Genomic DNA, 19,313 nt, shown 5'->3' with positions numbered 1-19,313 from the left:
TGATCGCAGGCCGCCAAGTCTCCACGGCCTCGACATGATTTGGCCGTCCACCGGCTCTTGCATCTGGGCATGACGAGCAGGCAGATGCGTGCATGTTGACCGCCCGGAACAGCCGTCACCGCGGAGACAGCAGATCGCGACACGTCGCATTGATCGTTGCGACACTGTCGGTGCTGACGTCTGCGCCGCCGGCCGTAGCGGGCGAAGCCCTTGCAGTACAGGGCAATCGGCGCGTCGATGCCGACACCGTGCGATCCTATTTTCACGCTGACGTCAACGGGCGATACGACGCCGCCGCGCTCGACGCCGGCTTGAAGGCGCTGGTTGGGAGCGGACTGTTCGACGACGTGAAGATCAGCCGCGCCGATGGACGGACCGTGGTCCGCGTCTCGGAAGCAAAAGTGCTCGATCGCGTCGCCTTCGAAGGTAACAAGAAGGTGAAGGATGCGGAGCTCACGGGCGCGGTGCTATCAACGCCGCGTGCCGGCCTCCAGCGCGCAACTGTCCAGGGCGACGTCGCCCGCATCATCCAGGCGTATCATCGTGTGGGACGCGACGACGTCCGCGTGGTCCCGGAGATCATCGATCGCGGCAACGACCGCGTCGATCTCGTCTTCACGATCACCGAAGGCAGGAAGACGCCGGTCAGGGCGATCAGCTTCACGGGCAACCGGGCCTACGGCGCACGGCAATTGCACGCGGTGATCAAGACCTCGGCCACCAACGTGCTGAGCTTCGTGACCGGCGGCAATGTCTACGACGCCGATCGCGTCAACGAGGACCGCGAACTGCTGCGGCAATACTATCGTAACCACGGCTACGCCGATGCCGAGGTCACGAACGTGAGCGTCGACTATGACGCGGCAAATGGCGGCTACAACCTCACCTTTGCGATCGAGGAAGGCGTCCTCTATAGGCTTGCGGTGGTCGACATCTCCTGTAACGTGCAGGGGCTGACGTGCGAGCGCCTGCGTCCGCTGGTGCTGGCGCAGCAGGGCGACACGTTCGACCAGAGCAAGATCGACAAGACCTCCGAGGTCCTGACGGCCGAGCTTGGCAAGCTCGGCCTTCCGTTTGCGCAGGTCGAGCCCAGGATCACGCGCCATGCGCAGGATCGGCTGGCCGACGTCATCTTCCAGATCGAGCAGGGACGGCGCAGCTATGTCGAGCGCATCGAGATCCACGGCAACACGCGCACGCATGATGACGTGATTCGACGCGAGTTCGACGTCAGCGAGGGCGATGCCTACAACAGGACGTTGATCGACCGCGCCGAACGTCGCCTGCGCAACCTCAACTACTTCAAGACCGTCAAGATCTCGACGCGGCCTGGCTCGGCCAGCGATCGCGTGGTGCTGGACGTCGAGGCCATCGATCAGGCGACCGGCGACTTCAACGTCTCGGGCGGCTATTCGTCCACGGACGGATTGCTCGCCGAGGTCAAGATCGGTGACCGCAACGTGCTCGGCACCGGCAACACTGCGCAGGCCACTTTCACCTACGGCCAGTTCGCGCGAGGCGCCAGCCTGTCGTTCACCTCGCCCTACGCCCTCGGTCGAACGACACCTGGCATGGAGCTGTTCGCGCGACAGAGCATGGTCAGCACGTTCCAATCGTTCGGCAGCAACACCTATGGCGGCGCCCTCACCCTGGGCATGCCGGTCAGCGAGCAGACGGCCATGCTGTGGCGCTATTCGCTCTATGACCAGAGGGTGGTGCTCGCACCGGGGATCTCGCCGGCGGCGGTGTCCCTGCCGGTTCGCCAAGCGGTCGCAGCCGGGCGGCAGACGGTGTCCTCGCTCGGCAATACCGTCACCTATAGCACCCTTGACAATAACAAGGTGCCGACCAGCGGCATCCGTTCACAGTTGACGCAGGATCTCGCCGGCCTCGGCGGCGATGTTCGCTTCTTACGGACCACGGGCGACGTCCGCTATTATCGGTCGATCAACAGCGACCTGACCGGCATGGTGCGCGCGCAAGGCGGCTATATCACCGGATGGGGCGGCCAGCAGGCGCCGCTGCTCAACAGCTTCTTCGGCGGTCCTACCATGGTGCGCGGCTTCGCGCCGGGCGGCTTCGGACCGCGTGATCTGACGCCGGGATCGACGATGGATAATGTGGGCGGCAGCCTGTTCTGGGCGACCACGGCGGAGCTGCAGGGCAACATTCCCGGATTGCCGCAGGAATACGGCCTGCGTGCATCGGCCTTCGTCGACGCCGGGACCGTGTTCGGCTATCGCGGCCCGACCCAGAATGTCCAGGTGGCGAACAGGAACGTGCTGCGGTCCTCGGTCGGCGTCGGCATGACCTGGGCATCGCCGTTCGGACCGCTTACCGTCGACTACGCGGTCCCGATCAGCAAGGCGGCATACGACGTCGTGCAGCCGCTCCGTTTCAGCGCCGGTGGCTTCTGAGCCAACGCCGCAACGTCGACGGAGCGCCGCGTCACCTCAGTACGGATAATAGTAACCGCGCGGGCCGTAATACGGGTGACCGTAATACGGGCGAACATAGTAGGGCCGCGGTGCGTAGTACACCCGCGGCGGCCCGTAATAGCCGGGGCCGGGATAATAGCCGGGCCCATAGTAATAATAGTCGTCGTTCTGATGCGCGGCGATTGCGCCGAAGGTGCCGATCATTGCACCCATGATGGCCAAGCCGGCGGCTGGATTGCCCCTGTAGACGCGGCGGTAGCGCCGGCGAGCGCTGAGATCGGTCAAATCGCCGGCTGTCGCCGTCGCGACCGCCGGCTTGTTGGCCGGACCCGCCACCCGCGCATGGGCCGGCGCCGGCGCGCTTGCCACCACGGCGATGGCCGCGACGGCCGCAATCGCGATTTTTCCACCGGCCGAAGGAGATCGATATTTCCCGCTGAACATGGCATCACCCTTCACTTCACTCATTCCCGAATACAACATGGCCGGGCGTGCAGCTTGACCTGTGTCAACTCAGGACGAACCAGCCGTCCGGCGGCACGTACGCATCCCGCAATCGTGCTTAGACGCGACGTCACGCCCCCTGGTTCAGCCCACCGCCGCATCGATTTCTGCGAACCGATGGCCGCCCGTCGGGAACCAATGGCTGCACACCGACGCCGTCCATCATGCCGTCGGCAACAGGAGTCCTCATGCCTTCCAGACTGACACGCCCATTCTTCAGCGCCGTCGCCACGCTGGCGCTCACCGCTTCGATGGCGAGCGCCGGCGACAGCGCGACCTCGCTGTTCAAGGTGGTGACCGTCAAGGATGAGATCGTCATCGGTCTCAATAGCGAAGAGCTGGCTACGATCGGCGGGAACGATGCCAGCGCCGTTGCGCGCGCATTGGCGCAGAAAGGCGACCTCGCGGCCTGGCAGTACAACGTTCATCGCGGCCCGAACGGCGAGCTGCAGATGGCACCTTCGGCCAAGATTGCTCTGCTGTCGCATGCCTCGCTGCGCGTCGAGCCCTACAGCACCACTTATGTCGTGGCGCCCCATCCCTGAACGAAACGATTGTCCGACCGGCGCTCGTACCGTCGACGACGGAACGAGGCCGGTCGGGCCAGCCGTTAGCTCTCGCCCCGATGGCCCGATCGCACGGCCCCATCGCATGTCCTGGGGACCCTGTCGGTGGAAAACCCGTAGACCACGGCCAGCCGGTCCAGGCACTCCTTGAAGCGGCGGGCGAAATAGTCGTTCCAGCGCTGGCTGGCGAGCCCCCGCTTGTGTCCGACCTGCTCCATGGTCAGGCCGTGCACCAGGATGTCATGGGTAATCGCCGCGCCGTCGGCGCCGAGCTCGCGCTCGGCGCGGTTGAGCCGCAGCACCGCCCGCCTCTGGCCTTCGGTGACCGGCTCGCGCCCGCGGGCGCCGTCAACGTGCTCGCGCGAGGGATCGATCGCCTGCGGGCCTCGCTCGGCCCGCTCCCAATCGTTCTGGAACGCCCGTCCGGCCCGGTATTGGGCGTCATCGATCTGCTTGTGCGCGTGCAGCCGGCCGAGCGGGTCGCTGCGGACCGATCGCAACGCGACGATCTTTTCGCCGGGCTCAAGCGCCAGCGGGTCGTCGATCTCTACGGGAATCACGTCTGCATTTCGCGGCAGGTCGTGAGCTCTGCGGTCGTGGGTCTTGGACATGCGATGGGGCTTGCTGCGTCGGGGGCGCGCCATGTCTCGTCTCCGGAAAATGAATGGGGTCGGTTCGGGTCGGGCTTGCCGCGCTCTACGCGGCCGCGACCAGCCGCAGGATCAAAGGGCCGGCGGGGCGCGAAGCGGTTTCCTCGGGCGGAAGCCGCGTCAGATGGTAGTGCGGCGTGCAGTAGCAGGAGCCGGGCTGGCGCGGATGACCGCAAAAAGTGATGGGATCGTCGTCTCGGTCGCCGCCATAGGGATAGCGGCAATCGTTGCGCTCGAGCTGGTCGAGGGACAGCAGGCGCGGGCTGATGCCGACGCAACGCAGCTTGACGGCCGCCGCGGGTTTCGCCGCGGATGGCATCGGCCGGGCCGCCGCGTCCGGGCTCCGCCGTCCGGTTCGGGGCGCCGCGGACATCGGCCGGGGCGTGGATCGCGCGGCTTTCGGCCCGCCCGGCGCGGCCAGCCCGATCCGCCTGCCGCGGCCAAGCGTCGCGTTCCGGGTATAGGCGGTTCCGAACTGCGCATTGAGGGCGCGCGCGATCTCGGCATAGGACCGCCCCTGGGCATGAAGCTCGCACAGCATCTTGGAATGCTGGTCTGGCCAATCTGTGGATTGCATTCTCGCCTCTTCCTTCTGGGTCGGGGCCGCCGGACCCGCCGGCTCACCCGACGGCCAAATCTTCCGATATTCCGAAGAAAAAGTCAAGCTTGAGTTCTGATTATTCGAAACATATAATGTCTTCCGAGATTCGCAAAAGAGGTCAAAGCCATGTTGGACGTTGCCATGATCGAGCGTGCACTCGAGAAGCCAGGAAAGACGAAAGGAGGGTTGGCCCGCGCCATGGGCGTGCGGCCGGGCGCGGTCTCCGAGATCCTCGGCGGCCAGCGCCTGATCAAGGCGGCCGAGATTCCGCTCATTACGGAGTATCTCGAGCTCAATTCCGTCCCCATCATGGGCCGGGTCGGCGCCGGCTCGGTGATCGAGCCCGATTACGAGCAGGTGCCCGTCGAGGGCCTCGGCGAGGTCGCCCTGCCCTTCCCGATCTCCGAGGAGACCATCGCCTTCGAGGTAACGGGCGATTCGATGCTGCCGAAATACGAGAACGGCGATGTGATCGTGGTCTACCGCGAGCAGCGCCACCCGCTGTCGAGCTTCTACGGCGAGGAGGCGGTGGTGCGCCTCAAGTCCGGCGAGCGTTACCTGAAGACGATCGAACGGGGCAAATCGCCGTCCGTGGTCAATCTGAAGAGCTTCAACGCCAAGCCGATCGTGGGGGTCAAGCTGGACTGGATCGGCGAGATCTTCGTCACCCTGCCGCGCGGCCAGATCTCGCGGATCCGCGCCAAGGCGGCCGCCAAGTCGCGCGCCCGCGCGGCAAACAAGTAAGACTCGAGGCCGGATGCAGGGGACGCCGAGGCGCTCCCCCTGCATCCCCTCCCTCCAGTGGAGGGTGGGCACCGCGCCTGTTGCGCCGTCGTGATCGACAATTCTGAGCGACATATGGGGATGTGCGTCCATGGTCTCGCGGCGCCCCAGGCGTCCGAGTGATACAGTGGTCTCACCCTCTTCAAACGAGAGGGTGCAGGGAAGGCCGGACCTCGACTGAGGCCCGTGGCCCGCCTGCTCAAAAAATGCAGGCGGCAGGTACCACAGGTCCAGCCGGATGATCCGGCCCTCCCTGCGCGATGGCTTTACGGCTGCTTCGCGTTCTCCCCGGTGCGCCGGGCTTTTTGGTCACCGTCACCCACGCGGCGCCATTGGCGCCAACGCAGGCTTGATACTGGCATCGGAGTATCAGGACCACGCGACTTGACCGTGCGAGCCGATGTTGTTCGTCCGCGCGAATGACCACGCTGCAAACCGGCTCGCCCATCACTCCCCGCCTCCACGTGTCGTGACGACCGCGATACGCCCTCTCCACGAGGCGGGATGCGCCTAGACAATCACGAATTCTGAAAAAGAGAAAGAAGAATTTTTCGGCCCGGCGGGCCGGACCGGGGCAATGCGTTGAAGCCTCGCCCAAAACAAGCGTTTCCGCACACGTCGTCTGCGGGCGATCGAAGGCCATGAAACGGACCATCGTGCGGGCGCATCGACCCTGATTCGCCCGACGGGCGTGACGCCTTGCCAGCAGCCGCGCCTGGCGCCCGGATCAGTCCTCGACCCGCAGCTCCTCGCCATCTCTCGCGGAAGGCAGCCCAATTCGAAAGCGCCTGAACGCTGCAATCCTCGATACGGCAGAGCGACTGGTGGGACAGGCTGGTCTTGCGCTATCTCGGCTCCAAGCGGTGGCCCGCCCCGACGATACACGCGCCCGCCAGCGAGCCGGACCTGCTGCGCCGTCGCGTCATCGCCGATATCCGGCCGAGGTCGACGACGTCGCGCAAGCGGATTGATCCCGATCAAGGACCAGGCGCCGCGCCAGAGCAAACTCACCATCAACCTGTGGCTGCACAGGCAGGACATGGGGAAACGCCATCATGGGAAACGCCATGCGGAGATATCTTCTTGCCTTTAGCTTGGTGATCGCCGCACTCGGCTTCACGTCGTCGGCGCGTGCGGGATGCTGGCCGAACGAAAACTTCCACCTCGTGTGCTGGCTGGATACCTATGGAACGGCGTGCGAAGCGCATCACGCGCTGACCAGCGTCAGGGCCGTGCTGTATCCGGAGCCGCGCTACTCGTACTATGAATTCGAGGTTTCGCACTGGTGGACGGCCCACAAGACCGTGGCCTGTCCGCCGAATCAAAAGACGACGTTCAGCGGTGTCTGGGACCGGGAAACCGGAAAGGCGGAGGAAACGGCGACCACCGGCATTTCGTCGGTGACGAGGCGAGTCTACTGCAGCAACAATCCCTGGACGGGCCAGGGGCCGCCAACGGTGCCGATCTGCTCATATCCGGCCGATGATCCGAACGTGGGACTGCCCGTCACCTCGGCGATGCTCACGCAAAGCCAGCGAGACGATCTGCTTCGCGTTCAGGAGCCGTTGCATACCCGTTGCCAGCAGATCAAGCCGCTCGAGGACGAGGTGTCGTGGCTGAACGGCCGCCCCATCGTCGAGGTGGTCGCGTCCCACCATGAATATCAGAAGCTCGAATGGCATCTGTGGTTCATGGATTTCGGCGAGTTCGGACCATGGCATGAGGTCGCGGCACCGAAGCCGAAGGGCCCCTTGATCTGGAAGGGCACGACCTATACCGAGCGCCGCATTGCGACATCGAGGCACAGATATTGGCTGAACAAGCCCGGCCGCTGGAAGGTGGTTGCGAAGCCGAAGCCGACCGCGGCGGCGGCGCAGGCGATCCCGATCAGCGTGACCACCGAATGTCCCGGCGCGACGTTCAACGTGCAGTAACGGGCGATGACGCGGTCTTCATGGCGTGCGGGAACATGCTTCCGGACGCCACGCTACATCGCCTGGACTATTTCCGCGGCTGATGCCGGTTTGGTGATGGCCGCGCAGGCTGGGATGGAGTCGGTGAGGCGAGGGTGGACCGAATCAGTCTTGACAAAATTCTGATTTAAAGAAATAATGGAGCATCACAGTCAGCCGAAGGCGAACCGGCGCTCCATGCAGTATTTCGTCGTGATGATCGACTACGGCCGGCGCGGACGCGAGGCCGTGGTCGATCCTGAGATGACCCGGCGCGACGTCGTGGCGCGCATCGCGTCGGGCGAATATGCGAACGTCAGCTTCATCCACGAGATCGTCGACCGATCGGTTGCCGACGTCACCGCCGACATCATGTCCGAAGCCGCCCTGCCCGAGATCGATGGGCGGGACGCCGACCTGCAGGCCGTCCGGTTCGATCACCTCCACGACCTGCGCAAGCACGAGCAGGTTTGATCCGGCTGCGCCAGATCAGACCAGAAAGACGGTCGAACCGGTCGTCTTGCGTGCCGCGAGATCGGCGTGGGCCCGGGCCGCCTCCTTGAGCGGATAGGTCTGGTTGACCTCGATCTTCACCGCGCCCGATTTGACCACGTCGAACAGCTCGTTGGCCATCGCGACCAGGCTCTCGCGCCTGGCGGCGTAGGTGAACAGCGTCGGCCGGGTCACGAACAGCGATCCCTTCTGGGCGAGCAGCCCGAGATTGAGCGGATCGACCGTGCCGGAGGACTGGCCGAACAGCACGGCGTAGCCGAGCGGCGCGAGGCAATCGAGCGACTTGAGGAACGTGTCCTTGCCGACGGAATCATAGACCACCGGCACCTTCTTGCCGCCGGTGATCTCGCCGACGCGTGCGACGAAGTCCTCCCGCGTATAGATGATGGTGTGCTCGCAGCCGTGGGCCTTGGCGAGTTGCGCCTTGTCGTCGCTGGATACGGTGCCGATGACGTGAACGCCGAGATGCTTGGCCCATTGGCTGAGGATGAGGCCCACGCCGCCGGCCGCGGCATGCAGCAGGATGGTTTCGCCCGCCTTCACGCGGTAGGTCTGCCGGATCAGGTACTGGGCGGTCAGGCCCTTGAGCATCATCGCGGCGGCGGTCTTGTCGTCGATCTCGTCGGGCAGCTTCAACAGCAGCGCGGCCGGCATCAGCCGCGCCTCGGAATAGGCGCCGAGCGGGGACGAGCCGTAGGCGACGCGGTCACCCACCTTCAGGTCCGTCACCCCTTCGCCCAGTTCCTCGATCACACCGGCGCCCTCGCTGCCCAGCCCGCTCGGAAGCTGGACCGGATAGAGCCCGGAGCGATTGTAGATGTCGATGAAGTTGAGCCCGACCGCCGTGTGGCGAATGCGCGCCTCGCCGGGGCCGGGCTTGCCGACCTCGATCTGCTCCCAGGCGAGAACCTCGGGACCGCCGGTCTTGTGGAAACGAATGGCGTTCGTCATGGGTTGTCATCCTCCCTGTTCGGATTGCGCGACGCCGCGCCGCCCGGTCGCGCGCCGGCCCCTTGCGGGCCGTTCGAGCCTGTGCTTCTCCGCGACCGAACCTCGGTCTTCCGTAGCCGCAGTCGGCTGGGTTTGGCAATCGGCTTTGCCAGCCGGCACAGGAACAACGATCACCGTTCCAGCGTTCATCGGCCATAGCGTGGAGTCCGAGCCCATGCCGCCCAAGCGACGCAGCGCAGTAGTCAATCCGGCCATCCTGATCGAGCTGGCCTGCCACACCTTGATGGGCATCGCCATGGGGCTCGGCTTCGCCTTCGGGCTGACCCAACTGGATGCGTTCGGCATCTCGACCCTGATCGCCCACAGTGTCGATCCGCACGTGACGTTCGTGATCTTCGTCGGTGTGTTGACGCTGTCATTTGCCGTCGGCGCGACGATGACGGGCTTCGTGTTCACGATGATGGAGGAGAGATAGAAAGCCGCGCGCCGATGGCTGCATGGGCGCCCGCAATGTCATCAGCGCGTCGCGCAAACCATGCAGATGGAGATCAGGTTCGACCGGCGCGGAGACGACCAGATGGCCGGACTGATCGGTGCAAGCGATCCGCGGCTTCGCGAAGCAGGCTTCAGAGCCGCGGGCGTTGTCGCGCGCCTGGGCGCACGGCCGTCATGAACGGCTGGCTTGCTCTGTTTGCGGCTGGAATGCTCGAGATCATCTGGGCGCTCGGCCTGAAGCATTCCGACGGCCTGACACGCTTCTGGCCCAGCGTCGCGACCGTGACCGCGATCCTGCTCAGCTTCGCGATGATGTCGCTTGCGCTGCGCTCACTGCCGTTTGGCACCGCCTATGCGGTATGGACCGGCATCGGCGCGGCCGGGAGCATCCTCGCCGGCATGGTCCTCTACAGCGAGCCGGCGGATCCGACGCGACTGTTCTGCCTCACGCTGATCATCACCGGCATGATCGGGCTGAAGCTGAACTCGCCGGTCTGACACCGTCGACGGCCTCCGGCAGGATCGTGACAGCTCGACGCTGCCGAAGACGATGAGGGCGATCACGAACGGCAGCAGGTGATAGAGCGCACGGAAGATCAGCAGCGCCGCGAGCAGCCGCTCCTGATCAACGCCGCCCAGACCCAGCAGGATCGTTGCATCGAACAGGCCGATGCCGGCCGGGGCATGGCTGGCGAATCCAAGCAAGGTCGCGGCGATGAAGACCGCCATCAGCCGCGCGAGGTCGATGCCGAGCTCGGCCGGCATGAGCACATACATTGCCAGCGCCGCGGTGCTGAGCTCGAACAGCCCGACCGCGATCTGCAGCAGCACGGCAGGCCCGGACGGCAGCCGCACCGGCCATCGTCTGCTTCGCCGCCCCGGCCAGCTCCACACCACGAAGGCGGTGACGGCGCAGAGCAGCGCGGCCGCAACGGCCCGGTTGAGCGCCGGCGGCCAATACTCCACCCAGCCGAAGGCGTCCGGATCGATCATCAAGCTCAGGCCGAGGGCGGTGAGATTGCCGAGCCAGAAGGTCAGCCCGGTCAGGAAGCTGATATTGGCGATGTCGATCGCCCCGAGCCGGTACGGCGCGTAGATCCGGTATCGAACCAGCGGCGAGATCAACGCGACCGCGCCGATGCCGTGCGCGATCGGATAGCTCGTGAAGCTGCCAAGCGCGGCCGCGCGATAGGGAATGTCGCGGCGGCCGATCGTCCGCAATGCGAACAGGTCGTAGAGCGTGAGGCTGGCGCAGGAGAGGAGGACGAATGCCAGAGCCGCCGCGATCAGATGACGGTCGGTGGCCTCGACGATCGACAGGACATGGGCAAAGTCGAGCTTCTTGACGGCGCGTGTGAGAACGTACACCGCCACAGCCGCGATCGACAGGCTCAAGGCCAGTCCGCCCAGGCTGCGCCACCAGATTCTGCGGTTCGACGGCAGCGGCGGAACGTCGATCAGGTCAGCCATTCAACGTGTTTTCGCTTCAAGCCTGCGCCGGCCGATTCGAGCAGGACGATGGCGCCGTGTGACACACCGATGTGACAGCGGCGTTACCATTGTGCGCTGCCCCCATGCCTTAATTATTTGTTAACGACGGACGATCGTTCACCGCTACCAACACGGCGAGCTGCAATGCAGCACCACATTTGCGATCATTCAAATTTGAATTAATCGCGGACGGGTTCGAGCGTAATGACGTGGACCGTATCAGTACGGATGCATGAAGGTCGCATCTTCGTCACGCGGACTTTCTAAGACGGGTGCGGGACGCCAACATTCGAGGCAGCATGAACGCGGAATTCGAACACGAACTCACGCCGGACCAATGGGAGACGCTGAAGGCGCTTCGCATTCCCGCGCGTGAACGCCGCAGGCTGAACGGCATGATTGTCGACGAGCTCACCGCATTTGGACTCGTCTCTATGGACAATGGCGCGGCGACACTCACGATGGCCGGCCGCAAGGTGCTCGTCAGGGGATCCTCACGCCTGCTCGATGTCGCAGCCTGATGTTTCGGAGCGCGGCCCGCCCTTCGAAGCGCCACGCGCCGAACTCACCACATGGATTTCCGCGCACGCTCGGGCCACTCGCGATCGTACGCCGCGCCGTCGATGTCGTTGGCCGTCATCGCCGCGAGAATCTGCCCCGGCGTCGGCAGTTGCTGCGGATCGACACGCCTATCCGGGTTCCAGAGATCGGCACGAACGATCGCGCGGGCACATTGGAAGTAGATCTCTTCCACCGTCATGATGACGACGGAGCGCGGCAGCTTGCCTTCCATCCGGAACGACTCCAACAGATCGGGGGCCGTCGACAGATGACCATGCCCGTTCACACGCAGCGTGTTGCCTGATCCCGGAATCAGGAACAGCAGAGCGATCCGCGGGTCGCGCACGATGTTGCGCAAGGAATCCACGCGATTGTTGCCGCGGCGGTCCGGCATCATCAGCGTCTTGTCGTCGTGGATGCGGATGAATCCGGGGAGATCGCCGCGCGGCGAGCAATCGAGACCTTCGGGACCACATGTCGCGAGCGCCACGAACGGCGACTGCTCGATCATGATCCGGTAGTGCGGCGTCACGCGATCGGCCACCTTCGCCGTCGAGGCCAGCCCCGTCTCGCCATAGATCGCCTCGAGCTGTTCAATCGTGGTGATGATCGACATGGCCGCTGCCTCCGTTTGATCCGATCGGCTCTGCGTCAATCGGCCGCTTGATGATGTCCGCAAGCCTGTGACCGTGCGGCTCGGGGTCTCCGACATTGACGATCGTGACATCCGCTACGGCGTCTTCGCTCACCGCGCGGTGGAGACGCTCGCCGATGTCGCCGTCACTCGGACGGTGCCGCTTGCCGAGCCGTTCGGCGAGAACATCCGCGGGCGCGGTGATGGCGACGACGATGACGTTGGCATAATCCCGGCGCGCGGCGGGAATGATCGTTCGCGAGACGTTCACGACGACGGTGCGGCCGGCCAGGATGTCATCCTTGATCGCGCGCGGCACGCCGTAGTCATGACCATGGGCCTCCCAATGCAGCGCGAACTCTCCAGCACTGAGCGCCTGACGAAAGGCGGACACGCTCATCTCGAGATTGTCCTCGAAGGCCGAGGCTTCGCGCGTGACGATCCGCCGCGGAAAGACGACCCGGTCATCGCCGGCGCATTCGCGACGCGCCACGTTGAGCAAGGTGTCCTTGCCCGCGCCGCTCGGCCCGACCACCAGGATCAGGCGTCCCGGACCAAGCTTCCCGGATGTCGTCGCTGAGGCAGGCTCGATTCCGCTCATGCCACCCGCAATCCTTCCCGCCAGACGCTGCGCACGACCGACAACTGGCCCGCGACATGAACCCGGATCAGGTCCGCACGCTTGCCCACGGCGATCTCGCCGCGATCATGCAGGCCGACGGCGTCCGCAGGCGCCTTGGTGACGGTGCGGACGGCGGCGGCAAGATCAATGGACGGCACCCGCTGCGGCAATTGCAGCGCGCCCATCAGCAGACTCGACGGCACATAGTCCGACGACAGAATGTCGAGCAGGCCCTCGCGCGCGAGGTCCACGGCTGCGATATTGCCGGAGTGGGATCCGCCGCGCACGACGTTCGGCGCGCCCATCAGGATGCTGATGCCCGCCTGGTGAAGGCCCCGCGCGGCCTCCATCGTGGTCGGAAACTCCGCGACCGCGATGCCGTCCTTGATTGCGTCGGCGACGTTCTCCTCCGTCGTGTCATCGTGGCTGGCCAGCGGCACGTCATGGGTCTTTGCCAGCGCAATGATGTCGCGCATGTTCGGCGCCGCGTAGGCCTGCTGATACGCGAAGCGGCGCGCGAACATCACGTCGAGCTCGGCATCGGTCTTGCCGCCGCTCTTGCCGCGATAGTAGTCGCGCAGCTTGCCTTCGTCGCGAAACTGGCGCTGCCCGGGCGTATGATCCATCAGCGACATCAGCCGCACATCCGGACGCCCCGCCAGTTGCCGCGCCTCCTCGACCACGGTCGGCATCGGCACTTCGCAGCGCAGATGCAGGAAGTGATCGGACCGCAGCAGGCCGCCGTCGCGCGCCGTCGCGATCGCCTCCGCGAGCACATTGGCTTGACCGTCGACGCCCTCGGCGCCTTCCTCGCTCCACACGCGCAGCGAATCCAGCACCGTCGTGATGCCCGCGGTCGCAAGCTGCCCGTCATAGGAAATGACCGCAGCGACGGGGTCCCAATAGACCTTCGGGCGCGGCACGAAATGCGCTTCGAGGTGATCGGTATGCAGTTCGACCAGTCCGGGCATCAGCAGGTCGCCGCCGGCATCCAGGCTGCCGGCCGGCGCAGCCCCTTCGCCCAATTCCGCGATCCGGCCTCCGGCGATCGCCACCCAGCCCTGCTCGACGACGCGGTCGGCGAGGACCAGCCTGGCATTGCCTATCACGATATCGGACATGTTCGCGCTCATCTGCAATGTCTACCTCTATGCCGCCGCGGCGAATGTCGTGACGTCGACCGTGCGATCTGCAATCTGGGCGCGGATCTCGTCATCATGGACGATCGCGAGCATGGCCACTCCATCCCTCTTCTTTGCCGCGATCAGGTCGACCACGACCGCACGGTTGGCCGCGTCGAGCGACGCGGTCGGCTCGTCGAGCAGCAGCACCGGAAGGTCGGAGATGAAGCCGCGGGCGATATTGACCCGCTGCTGCTCGCCGCCCGAGAAGGTCGATGGCGGGAGCGACCACAACCGCTCGGGAATGTTCAACCGCCGCAGCAGCGCGCCTGCCCGCCCCCGGGCGTCTTCGCGCGGCACGCCGGCCGCGAGCAGCGGCTCGGCTACGACATCGAGTGCAGGGACCCGCGGCACCGCGCGCAGGAATTGGCTGACATAGCCGATGGTCTGCCGCCTCGCATTCAGGACCAGGCGCGGCTCGGCGCCGGCGAGATCGGTCATCGCGCCCACGTGCCGGACGCCGATGCGTCCGCCATCGCAGCGGTAGTTGCCGAAGATCATCTTCAGGATCGACGACTTGCCAGCGCCCGACGGTCCCGACAACACGACGCATTCGCCGGCCTTGACCTGGAACGACACGCCGCGCACCACGGGCAGCGAGATGCCGCCCTGCAGATGCATGGTGAAGGTCTTCTCTGCATTCTCGACATCGATCATCACGGTCATCGCATTGGGCTCTTGCATCATGGCGGCAGGATCGAGGACACGAGGAGCTGGGTGTAAGGCTCGCGCGGATCGTCGAGCACCTGGTCGGTGAGGCCGGTCTCGATCACCCGCCCCTCCTTCATGACCATCACGCGGTGCGACAGCAGCCGCGCCACGGCCAGATCGTGGGTCACGACGATGGCGGCCAGGCCGAGCTCATTGACGAGGCTGCGCATCAGGTCGAGCAGGCGCGCCTGCACCGAGACATCGAGCCCTCCGGTCGGCTCATCCATGAACACGAGCCGGGGCTCGGTCACCAGATTGCGCGCGATCTGCAGCCGCTGCCGCATGCCGCCGGAATAGGTCCGCGGCGCATCGTCGATGCGGGCGACATCGATTTCCACGCGCTCGAGCCAGGACGAGGCGGTCTGCCTGATCCGACCATAGTTGTTCCAGCCGACCGCCATCAGCCGCTCACCGACATTGGCGCCGGCGGAGACCGCCATGCGCAGACCCTGCGCCGGGTCCTGATGCACATAGCCCCAGTCGGTGCGGAACAGAAAGCGGCGCTCGGCCTCGCCAAGGCCGGCAAGATCGCGCAGCACCCCGTCGCGCATGCGGTAGGACACGCGGCCAGCCGTCGGCGCGAGCTGCGCCGACAACATCTGCAAGAGTGTCGATTTGCCCGAGCCGGATTCGCCGACGATGGCGAGCACCTCGCCGGGATAGAGCACGAAGGAGACATCGCGGCAGGCCGCCAGGCGGCCGTAGCTCTTCGCAAGCCCTTCCGCGACGAGCAGCGGCTGATCGGATGCGCTGATCATCTCAGCCATGGGCGCTCTCCTTGTGCGGGGGGACGCTCTGCGCGCCACGATGTCCGGATGCCTGGCGGCCCTCGCAGTAATCAGTGTCGGAGCAGACGAACATGCGGCTGCCCTTGTCGTCGGTCACGATCTCGTCCAGATAGGACTCCTCCGCGCCGCACAGCGCGCAGGGCGCGTCGAACTTGTAACGCGTGAACGGATGGTCCTCGAAATCCAGCGAGACGACCGACGTATACGGCGGAATGGCATAGATTCGCTTCTCGCGTCCCGCGCCGAACAATTGCAGCGCCGGGCAATTGTCCATCTTGGGATTGTCGAACTTCGGCGTCGGCGACGGATCCATCACGTAGCGCGCATTGACCTTGACCGGATAGGCGTAGGAGGTCGCGATGTGACCGAAGCGCGCGATGTCCTCATAGAGCTTGACGTGCATCAGGCCATACTCGGCCAGCGCATGCATGCGGCGGGTCTCGGTCTCGCGCGGCTCGAGAAAGCGCAGCGGCTCGGGGATCGGCACCTGATAGACCAGCACCTGCCCCTCGTGAAGCGGCGCCTCGGGAATGCGATGCCGGGTCTGGATGACGCTCGCCGCTTCCGTCGAGGTCGTGGTGGCGACACCCGCGGTCTTGGCGAAGAACTTGCGGATCGAGATCGCATTGGTCGTATCGTCCGAGCCCTGGTCGATGACCTTGAGCACGTCGCAGGGACCGAGAATGGCCGCAGTGACCTGCACGCCGCCGGTGCCCCAGCCATAGGGCATCGGCATCTCGCGGCTCGCGAACGGCACCTGATAGCCGGGAATCGCGATCGCCTTCAGGATGGCGCGGCGGATCATCCGCTTGGTCTGCTCGTCGAGATAGGCGAAGTTGTAGGCCGGCGCGTTCATTCCGCAGCTTCCTTCAATTCGGGAGCGGCATTGGCCTCGGCGAACTCCCGGCGCAGCTTGCGCAGCAGGCCGAGCTCGGACTGGAAGTCGACATAATGCGGCAGCTTCAGATGCTCGACGAACCCGGTCGCCTGCACATTGTCGGAGTGCGACATCACGAACTCCTCATCCTGCGCCGGTGCAACCATGTCCTCGCCGAGCTCGCGCGCCCGCAGGGCACGGTCGACCAGGGCCATCGACATCGTCTTGCGCTCGCTCTGCCCGAAGGCGAGGCCATAACCGCGGGTGAAGCACGGCGGCTCGGTCGCCGAGCCCTTGAACTGGTTCACCATCTGACATTCGGTCAGCTCGACCGATCCGAGCGGCACCGCGAAGCCGACCTCCTCGGCCACGAACTCGACCTCGACGTCCCCGAAGCGGATTTCGCCGGCGAAGGGATGGTTGCGGCCATAGCCGCGCTGGGTCGAGTAGCCGAGCGCGAGCAGAAAGCCCTCATCGCCACGGGCCAGGTTCTGCAGCCGCAGATCGCGGTCGGCGGGAAAGCTCAGGGGATCACGGGTGAGATCGCCGACCGGCGCGCCAACCTCGGCTTGCGGCGACGGCTCGATCAGTCCGTCCTGACCGAGAATATCGGTGACACGCGGCGTCGGCGCATTCGGCGCCTCGGCACGGGCCGGCAGCTCCGGCTCGACGCCGGCCGCCAACTGCGGATCGAGCAGCCGATGCGTATAGTCGAAGGTCGGCCCGAGCACCTGGCCGCCGGGAATGTCCTTGAAGGTCGACGAGACACGCCGCTGCACCCGCATTGCGCCGGTATCGACCGGCTCGCTCGCGCCGAAGCGCGGCAGCGTCGCGCGAAAGGCGCGCACCAGAAAGATCGCCTCGATCAGATCACCGCGCGCCTGCTTGATCGCCAGCGCCGCGAGCTCGCGATCGTACAGCGAACCTTCGCTCATCACGCGATCGACGGCGAGCCCCAACTGCTCGGAGACCTGCGCCAGCGACAGCTCCGGCACATCGCGATCACCCCGGCGCTCATGCGCCAGCAGCCGGTGCGCGTTCTCGATGGCGCGCTCGCCACCCTTGACGGCAACATACATGCCTCACTCTCCTGCGGAAACGAGCCGGGTCGTTCGCGGGATGGCGACGATGGACGAGCCATCGACCAGCACGACGTCGACACCACGCGGAAACAGCCTCTCATTGATCGACAGCCGCTCGAACAGGTCGGTCGGCGCGACCGTCGCACGGAACGATGTCGTCCCGTCGATGCCCGGACCACGCAGCTTGAACGTCGGCCCCCGGGACACGCTCGGCACCTGCAGGACCAGCGTCGTCGAGCGATCGGGATATTCGGCACTGCCGAGCGCGAATGAAGTCAGATCGGGAAGCGTTTCCGGGTCCGCCGCGACCGCAAAGCAGGCGAGCGCCGCGTCGGCGACGATCGGCGCCCCCGTATGAAACTTGAGCCAGGCGCCGACCTCGGACGTGCCGGCGAGCGGCGCATCAAGCCAGATCGGCGTATCGTGATCGAACAGGGTCAACGCGATCGCGGCGGCACCTGGCATCAACGACGACGGCCGGCCGACATCGCCCTCGACCTGTCGCAGACTTCCCGGACGCGCCATGGCCTCCATGACGATCCGGAAGGTGGATTGCGCGGACAGCACATTGTCGGCGAAGCCGGGCTGCAGATCGGAAGCGGCGGCACCCATCAGCCTTCTCCTCGCACCATCGTATAGAAATCGACACGCGTGGCCGCAGCCTGCTCCGCGCGGTGGGCCCGCGATGCACGCATCTGCGCCTGCAGCGGTGCGACCACCTGCGTCTCGATCGATCGCACATGGCTTGATGACTGGATCATCGCGTCACACAGCGCGATCAGGCGCGCCTTGCCGGCGTCGCGTCCCAGCACATAGCCGAACCCGACCTCGCCGCTCTCGAGCCGCACCGCGGCGCGCGACACCGTCGCCTCGCCGACATTGAACGGCGCACCGTCGCCGCCGATCCGTCCCCGCAGCATCACCAGGCCATTCTCCGCCGGACGAAGATCGCGATACTCAGGCACCGCGAGGTCATTCAGCCTGGCGCGGATGTCCGCATGCGAGGCATGCGCCAATACCCGCATCGCCGCCCTGCGCCGGTCCTGCATCGTGGTCTCGCCGTCCATCGTCATCCCGATCTTGCCGTCTCGAAGTTGTCTATGTTAATAGACAACTTCGTAGCGAAGCGCCATGACTGTTTGATGACATGGGCGTGATTTCAGGCCGGACAGCGGAGAGCCGTGGATGAGCATGCAAGGCGCCGACTCGGGCGTGGCGCTGTGGCGGCGGGTGGCCGACGGCATCGAGCGCGACATCGCCGACGGCCGCTTCGCGGCCGGAACGCGCCTGCCCGGCGAGACCGAAATCGCCGAAACCTATCGCGTCAACCGTCATACGGTGCGTCGCGCGCTCGCGACCTTGGCGGAGCGCGGCCTCGTGCGCGCCGAGCGCGGCAGCGGCACCTATGTCGAAGCGCCTCGTCTGTCATATCCTCTGAGATCGCGCACCAGGTTCTCCGAGATCGTGGGGGCCGGCGGGCGCGAGCCGCGTGGACAGCTGATCGCAGCGTCCGAAGAGCCCGCGACGCGCGAGCTCGCGCGCGAGCTGCGATTGAAGACGGGCGCACCATTGGTGCGGATCGAGGCGCTGCGTCTCGCCGACAAGACGCCGATCTGCGTGAGCACATCCTGGCTGTCGGCCGAGCGTTTCCCCGAGGCCGGCCACATCTTCGCGTCGGTGCGCTCGATGACCGCCTTGCTCGCCCATTACGGCATTCGCGACTATCGCCGCGGCGCGACCAGAATCACGGCGGCGATCGCCGACGCGAGCGACGCCGCGCGGCTCGACCTCGCGCTTGGCCGTCCGGTGCTGGTGGTCGACAGCACCGATGTCGATGCCGACGGGACGCCGCTCGTCAGCAAGCGCTCGCGTTTCGCCGCGGAGCGCGTGACGTTCGAGGTGGAGAGCTAGAC

The 19,313-nt window shown here is 65.7% G+C and carries 22 protein-coding genes; 9 read left to right on the top strand and 13 right to left on the bottom strand.

Annotation, left to right across the window (positions count from 1 at the left end):
- The first annotated feature begins 95 nt into the window (after positions 1 to 95).
- Complete coding sequence (gene bamA, locus QX010_RS13875) at positions 96 to 2,417, top strand: outer membrane protein assembly factor BamA (RefSeq protein ID WP_409997953.1); 2,322 nt, start codon at positions 96 to 98, stop codon at positions 2,415 to 2,417.
- 36 nt (positions 2,418 to 2,453) lie between these two features.
- On the opposite strand, the gene QX010_RS13870 is transcribed toward bamA, so the two are convergent.
- The gene (locus QX010_RS13870) at positions 2,454 to 2,882 is read right to left on the bottom strand and encodes a hypothetical protein (RefSeq protein WP_315803619.1); all 429 of its coding nucleotides are present in this window, start codon (positions 2,880 to 2,882) and stop codon (positions 2,454 to 2,456) included.
- A 248-nt stretch (positions 2,883 to 3,130) separates the two neighbouring features.
- On the opposite strand from QX010_RS13870, the gene QX010_RS13865 reads away from it, so the two are divergent.
- Complete coding sequence (locus QX010_RS13865; protein ID WP_316180018.1) at positions 3,131 to 3,487, top strand: hypothetical protein; 357 nt, start codon at positions 3,131 to 3,133, stop codon at positions 3,485 to 3,487.
- Between the two features lie 65 nt (positions 3,488 to 3,552).
- Here the strand turns inward: QX010_RS13865 and QX010_RS13860 are convergent, their stop codons facing one another.
- Both QX010_RS13860 and QX010_RS13855 read right to left on the bottom strand, forming a co-directional pair.
- Positions 3,553 to 4,152 (bottom strand): DUF6456 domain-containing protein, encoded by a 600-nt coding sequence (locus tag QX010_RS13860; RefSeq protein ID WP_315803621.1) that lies wholly within the window; start codon positions 4,150 to 4,152, stop codon positions 3,553 to 3,555.
- 52 nt (positions 4,153 to 4,204) lie between these two features.
- Entirely contained in the window at positions 4,205 to 4,735 is a 531-nt protein-coding gene (locus QX010_RS13855) for a GcrA family cell cycle regulator (RefSeq protein ID WP_315803622.1), read from the bottom strand.
- A 150-nt stretch (positions 4,736 to 4,885) separates the two neighbouring features.
- Between QX010_RS13855 and QX010_RS13850 the strand changes: the two genes are divergently transcribed.
- From QX010_RS13850 to QX010_RS13840, 3 genes are all read left to right on the top strand, one after another.
- The gene (locus QX010_RS13850; RefSeq protein ID WP_315713004.1) at positions 4,886 to 5,503 is read left to right on the top strand and encodes a helix-turn-helix transcriptional regulator; all 618 of its coding nucleotides are present in this window, start codon (positions 4,886 to 4,888) and stop codon (positions 5,501 to 5,503) included.
- Between the two features lie 1,106 nt (positions 5,504 to 6,609).
- Positions 6,610 to 7,476, top strand: a complete 867-nt coding sequence (locus tag QX010_RS13845) for a hypothetical protein (protein WP_316180016.1) — start codon at positions 6,610 to 6,612, stop codon at positions 7,474 to 7,476.
- A 216-nt stretch (positions 7,477 to 7,692) separates the two neighbouring features.
- Positions 7,693 to 7,968, top strand: coding sequence for a hypothetical protein (locus QX010_RS13840; RefSeq protein ID WP_316180015.1), 276 nt, complete (start codon positions 7,693 to 7,695; stop codon positions 7,966 to 7,968).
- A gap of 15 nt (positions 7,969 to 7,983) precedes the next feature.
- On the opposite strand, the gene QX010_RS13835 is transcribed toward QX010_RS13840, so the two are convergent.
- Positions 7,984 to 8,958 carry a quinone oxidoreductase gene (locus QX010_RS13835; protein ID WP_315803625.1) on the bottom strand — a complete coding sequence of 325 codons (975 nt, stop codon included), beginning with the start codon at positions 8,956 to 8,958 and terminating at the stop codon, positions 7,984 to 7,986.
- A gap of 214 nt (positions 8,959 to 9,172) precedes the next feature.
- Between QX010_RS13835 and QX010_RS13830 the strand changes: the two genes are divergently transcribed.
- From QX010_RS13830 to QX010_RS13820, 3 genes are all read left to right on the top strand, one after another.
- The gene (locus QX010_RS13830) at positions 9,173 to 9,433 is read left to right on the top strand and encodes a hypothetical protein (protein ID WP_316180014.1); all 261 of its coding nucleotides are present in this window, start codon (positions 9,173 to 9,175) and stop codon (positions 9,431 to 9,433) included.
- 194 nt (positions 9,434 to 9,627) lie between these two features.
- Positions 9,628 to 9,951: a multidrug efflux SMR transporter gene (locus QX010_RS13825; protein ID WP_316180013.1), complete on the top strand. Its 324-nt coding sequence runs from the start codon at positions 9,628 to 9,630 to the stop codon at positions 9,949 to 9,951.
- A gap of 1,292 nt (positions 9,952 to 11,243) precedes the next feature.
- Entirely contained in the window at positions 11,244 to 11,465 is a 222-nt protein-coding gene (locus tag QX010_RS13820; RefSeq protein ID WP_316180012.1) for a hypothetical protein, read from the top strand.
- A 44-nt stretch (positions 11,466 to 11,509) separates the two neighbouring features.
- Here the strand turns inward: QX010_RS13820 and QX010_RS13815 are convergent, their stop codons facing one another.
- The 9 genes from QX010_RS13815 to phnG are packed head-to-tail and all read right to left on the bottom strand — an operon-like array spanning position 11,510 to position 18,467.
- On the bottom strand, positions 11,510 to 12,121 hold the full coding sequence (locus tag QX010_RS13815) for a pyridoxamine 5'-phosphate oxidase family protein (protein WP_316180010.1): 612 nt from the start codon (positions 12,119 to 12,121) through the stop codon (positions 11,510 to 11,512).
- Positions 12,099 to 12,740 carry a phosphonate metabolism protein/1,5-bisphosphokinase (PRPP-forming) PhnN gene (gene phnN / locus QX010_RS13810; protein ID WP_316180009.1) on the bottom strand — a complete coding sequence of 214 codons (642 nt, stop codon included), beginning with the start codon at positions 12,738 to 12,740 and terminating at the stop codon, positions 12,099 to 12,101. Before phnN ends, QX010_RS13815 begins: the two co-directional genes overlap by 23 nt.
- A complete protein-coding gene (locus tag QX010_RS13805) occupies positions 12,737 to 13,894 on the bottom strand; it encodes an alpha-D-ribose 1-methylphosphonate 5-triphosphate diphosphatase (RefSeq protein ID WP_316180007.1) in 1,158 nt (385 codons plus the stop codon). Before QX010_RS13805 ends, phnN begins: the two co-directional genes overlap by 4 nt.
- 15 nt (positions 13,895 to 13,909) lie before the next feature.
- Complete coding sequence (phnL, locus tag QX010_RS13800; RefSeq protein WP_316180005.1) at positions 13,910 to 14,608, bottom strand: phosphonate C-P lyase system protein PhnL; 699 nt, start codon at positions 14,606 to 14,608, stop codon at positions 13,910 to 13,912.
- A gap of 17 nt (positions 14,609 to 14,625) precedes the next feature.
- The gene (gene phnK, locus QX010_RS13795; RefSeq protein ID WP_316180004.1) at positions 14,626 to 15,420 is read right to left on the bottom strand and encodes a phosphonate C-P lyase system protein PhnK; all 795 of its coding nucleotides are present in this window, start codon (positions 15,418 to 15,420) and stop codon (positions 14,626 to 14,628) included.
- A complete protein-coding gene (locus QX010_RS13790) occupies positions 15,413 to 16,297 on the bottom strand; it encodes an alpha-D-ribose 1-methylphosphonate 5-phosphate C-P-lyase PhnJ (protein WP_316180003.1) in 885 nt (294 codons plus the stop codon). Before QX010_RS13790 ends, phnK begins: the two co-directional genes overlap by 8 nt.
- Positions 16,294 to 17,397 carry a carbon-phosphorus lyase complex subunit PhnI gene (locus QX010_RS13785; RefSeq protein WP_316180001.1) on the bottom strand — a complete coding sequence of 368 codons (1,104 nt, stop codon included), beginning with the start codon at positions 17,395 to 17,397 and terminating at the stop codon, positions 16,294 to 16,296. Before QX010_RS13785 ends, QX010_RS13790 begins: the two co-directional genes overlap by 4 nt.
- 3 nt (positions 17,398 to 17,400) lie before the next feature.
- Positions 17,401 to 18,012, bottom strand: coding sequence for a phosphonate C-P lyase system protein PhnH (gene phnH, locus QX010_RS13780; protein WP_316180000.1), 612 nt, complete (start codon positions 18,010 to 18,012; stop codon positions 17,401 to 17,403).
- Complete coding sequence (gene phnG, locus QX010_RS13775; protein ID WP_315803796.1) at positions 18,012 to 18,467, bottom strand: phosphonate C-P lyase system protein PhnG; 456 nt, start codon at positions 18,465 to 18,467, stop codon at positions 18,012 to 18,014. Before phnG ends, phnH begins: the two co-directional genes overlap by 1 nt.
- A 118-nt stretch (positions 18,468 to 18,585) precedes the next feature.
- Here phnG and phnF point away from each other — a divergent pair, with 118 nt between their 5' ends.
- Entirely contained in the window at positions 18,586 to 19,311 is a 726-nt protein-coding gene (gene phnF / locus QX010_RS13770; protein WP_316179998.1) for a phosphonate metabolism transcriptional regulator PhnF, read from the top strand.
- Positions 19,312 to 19,313: the final 2 nt, after the last annotated feature.

It is taken from the genome of Bradyrhizobium sp. SZCCHNRI1009, assembly GCF_032487575.1.
Taxonomy (GTDB): domain Bacteria; phylum Pseudomonadota; class Alphaproteobacteria; order Rhizobiales; family Xanthobacteraceae; genus Bradyrhizobium.
This window is presented reverse-complemented; position numbering and strand designations above follow the sequence as displayed.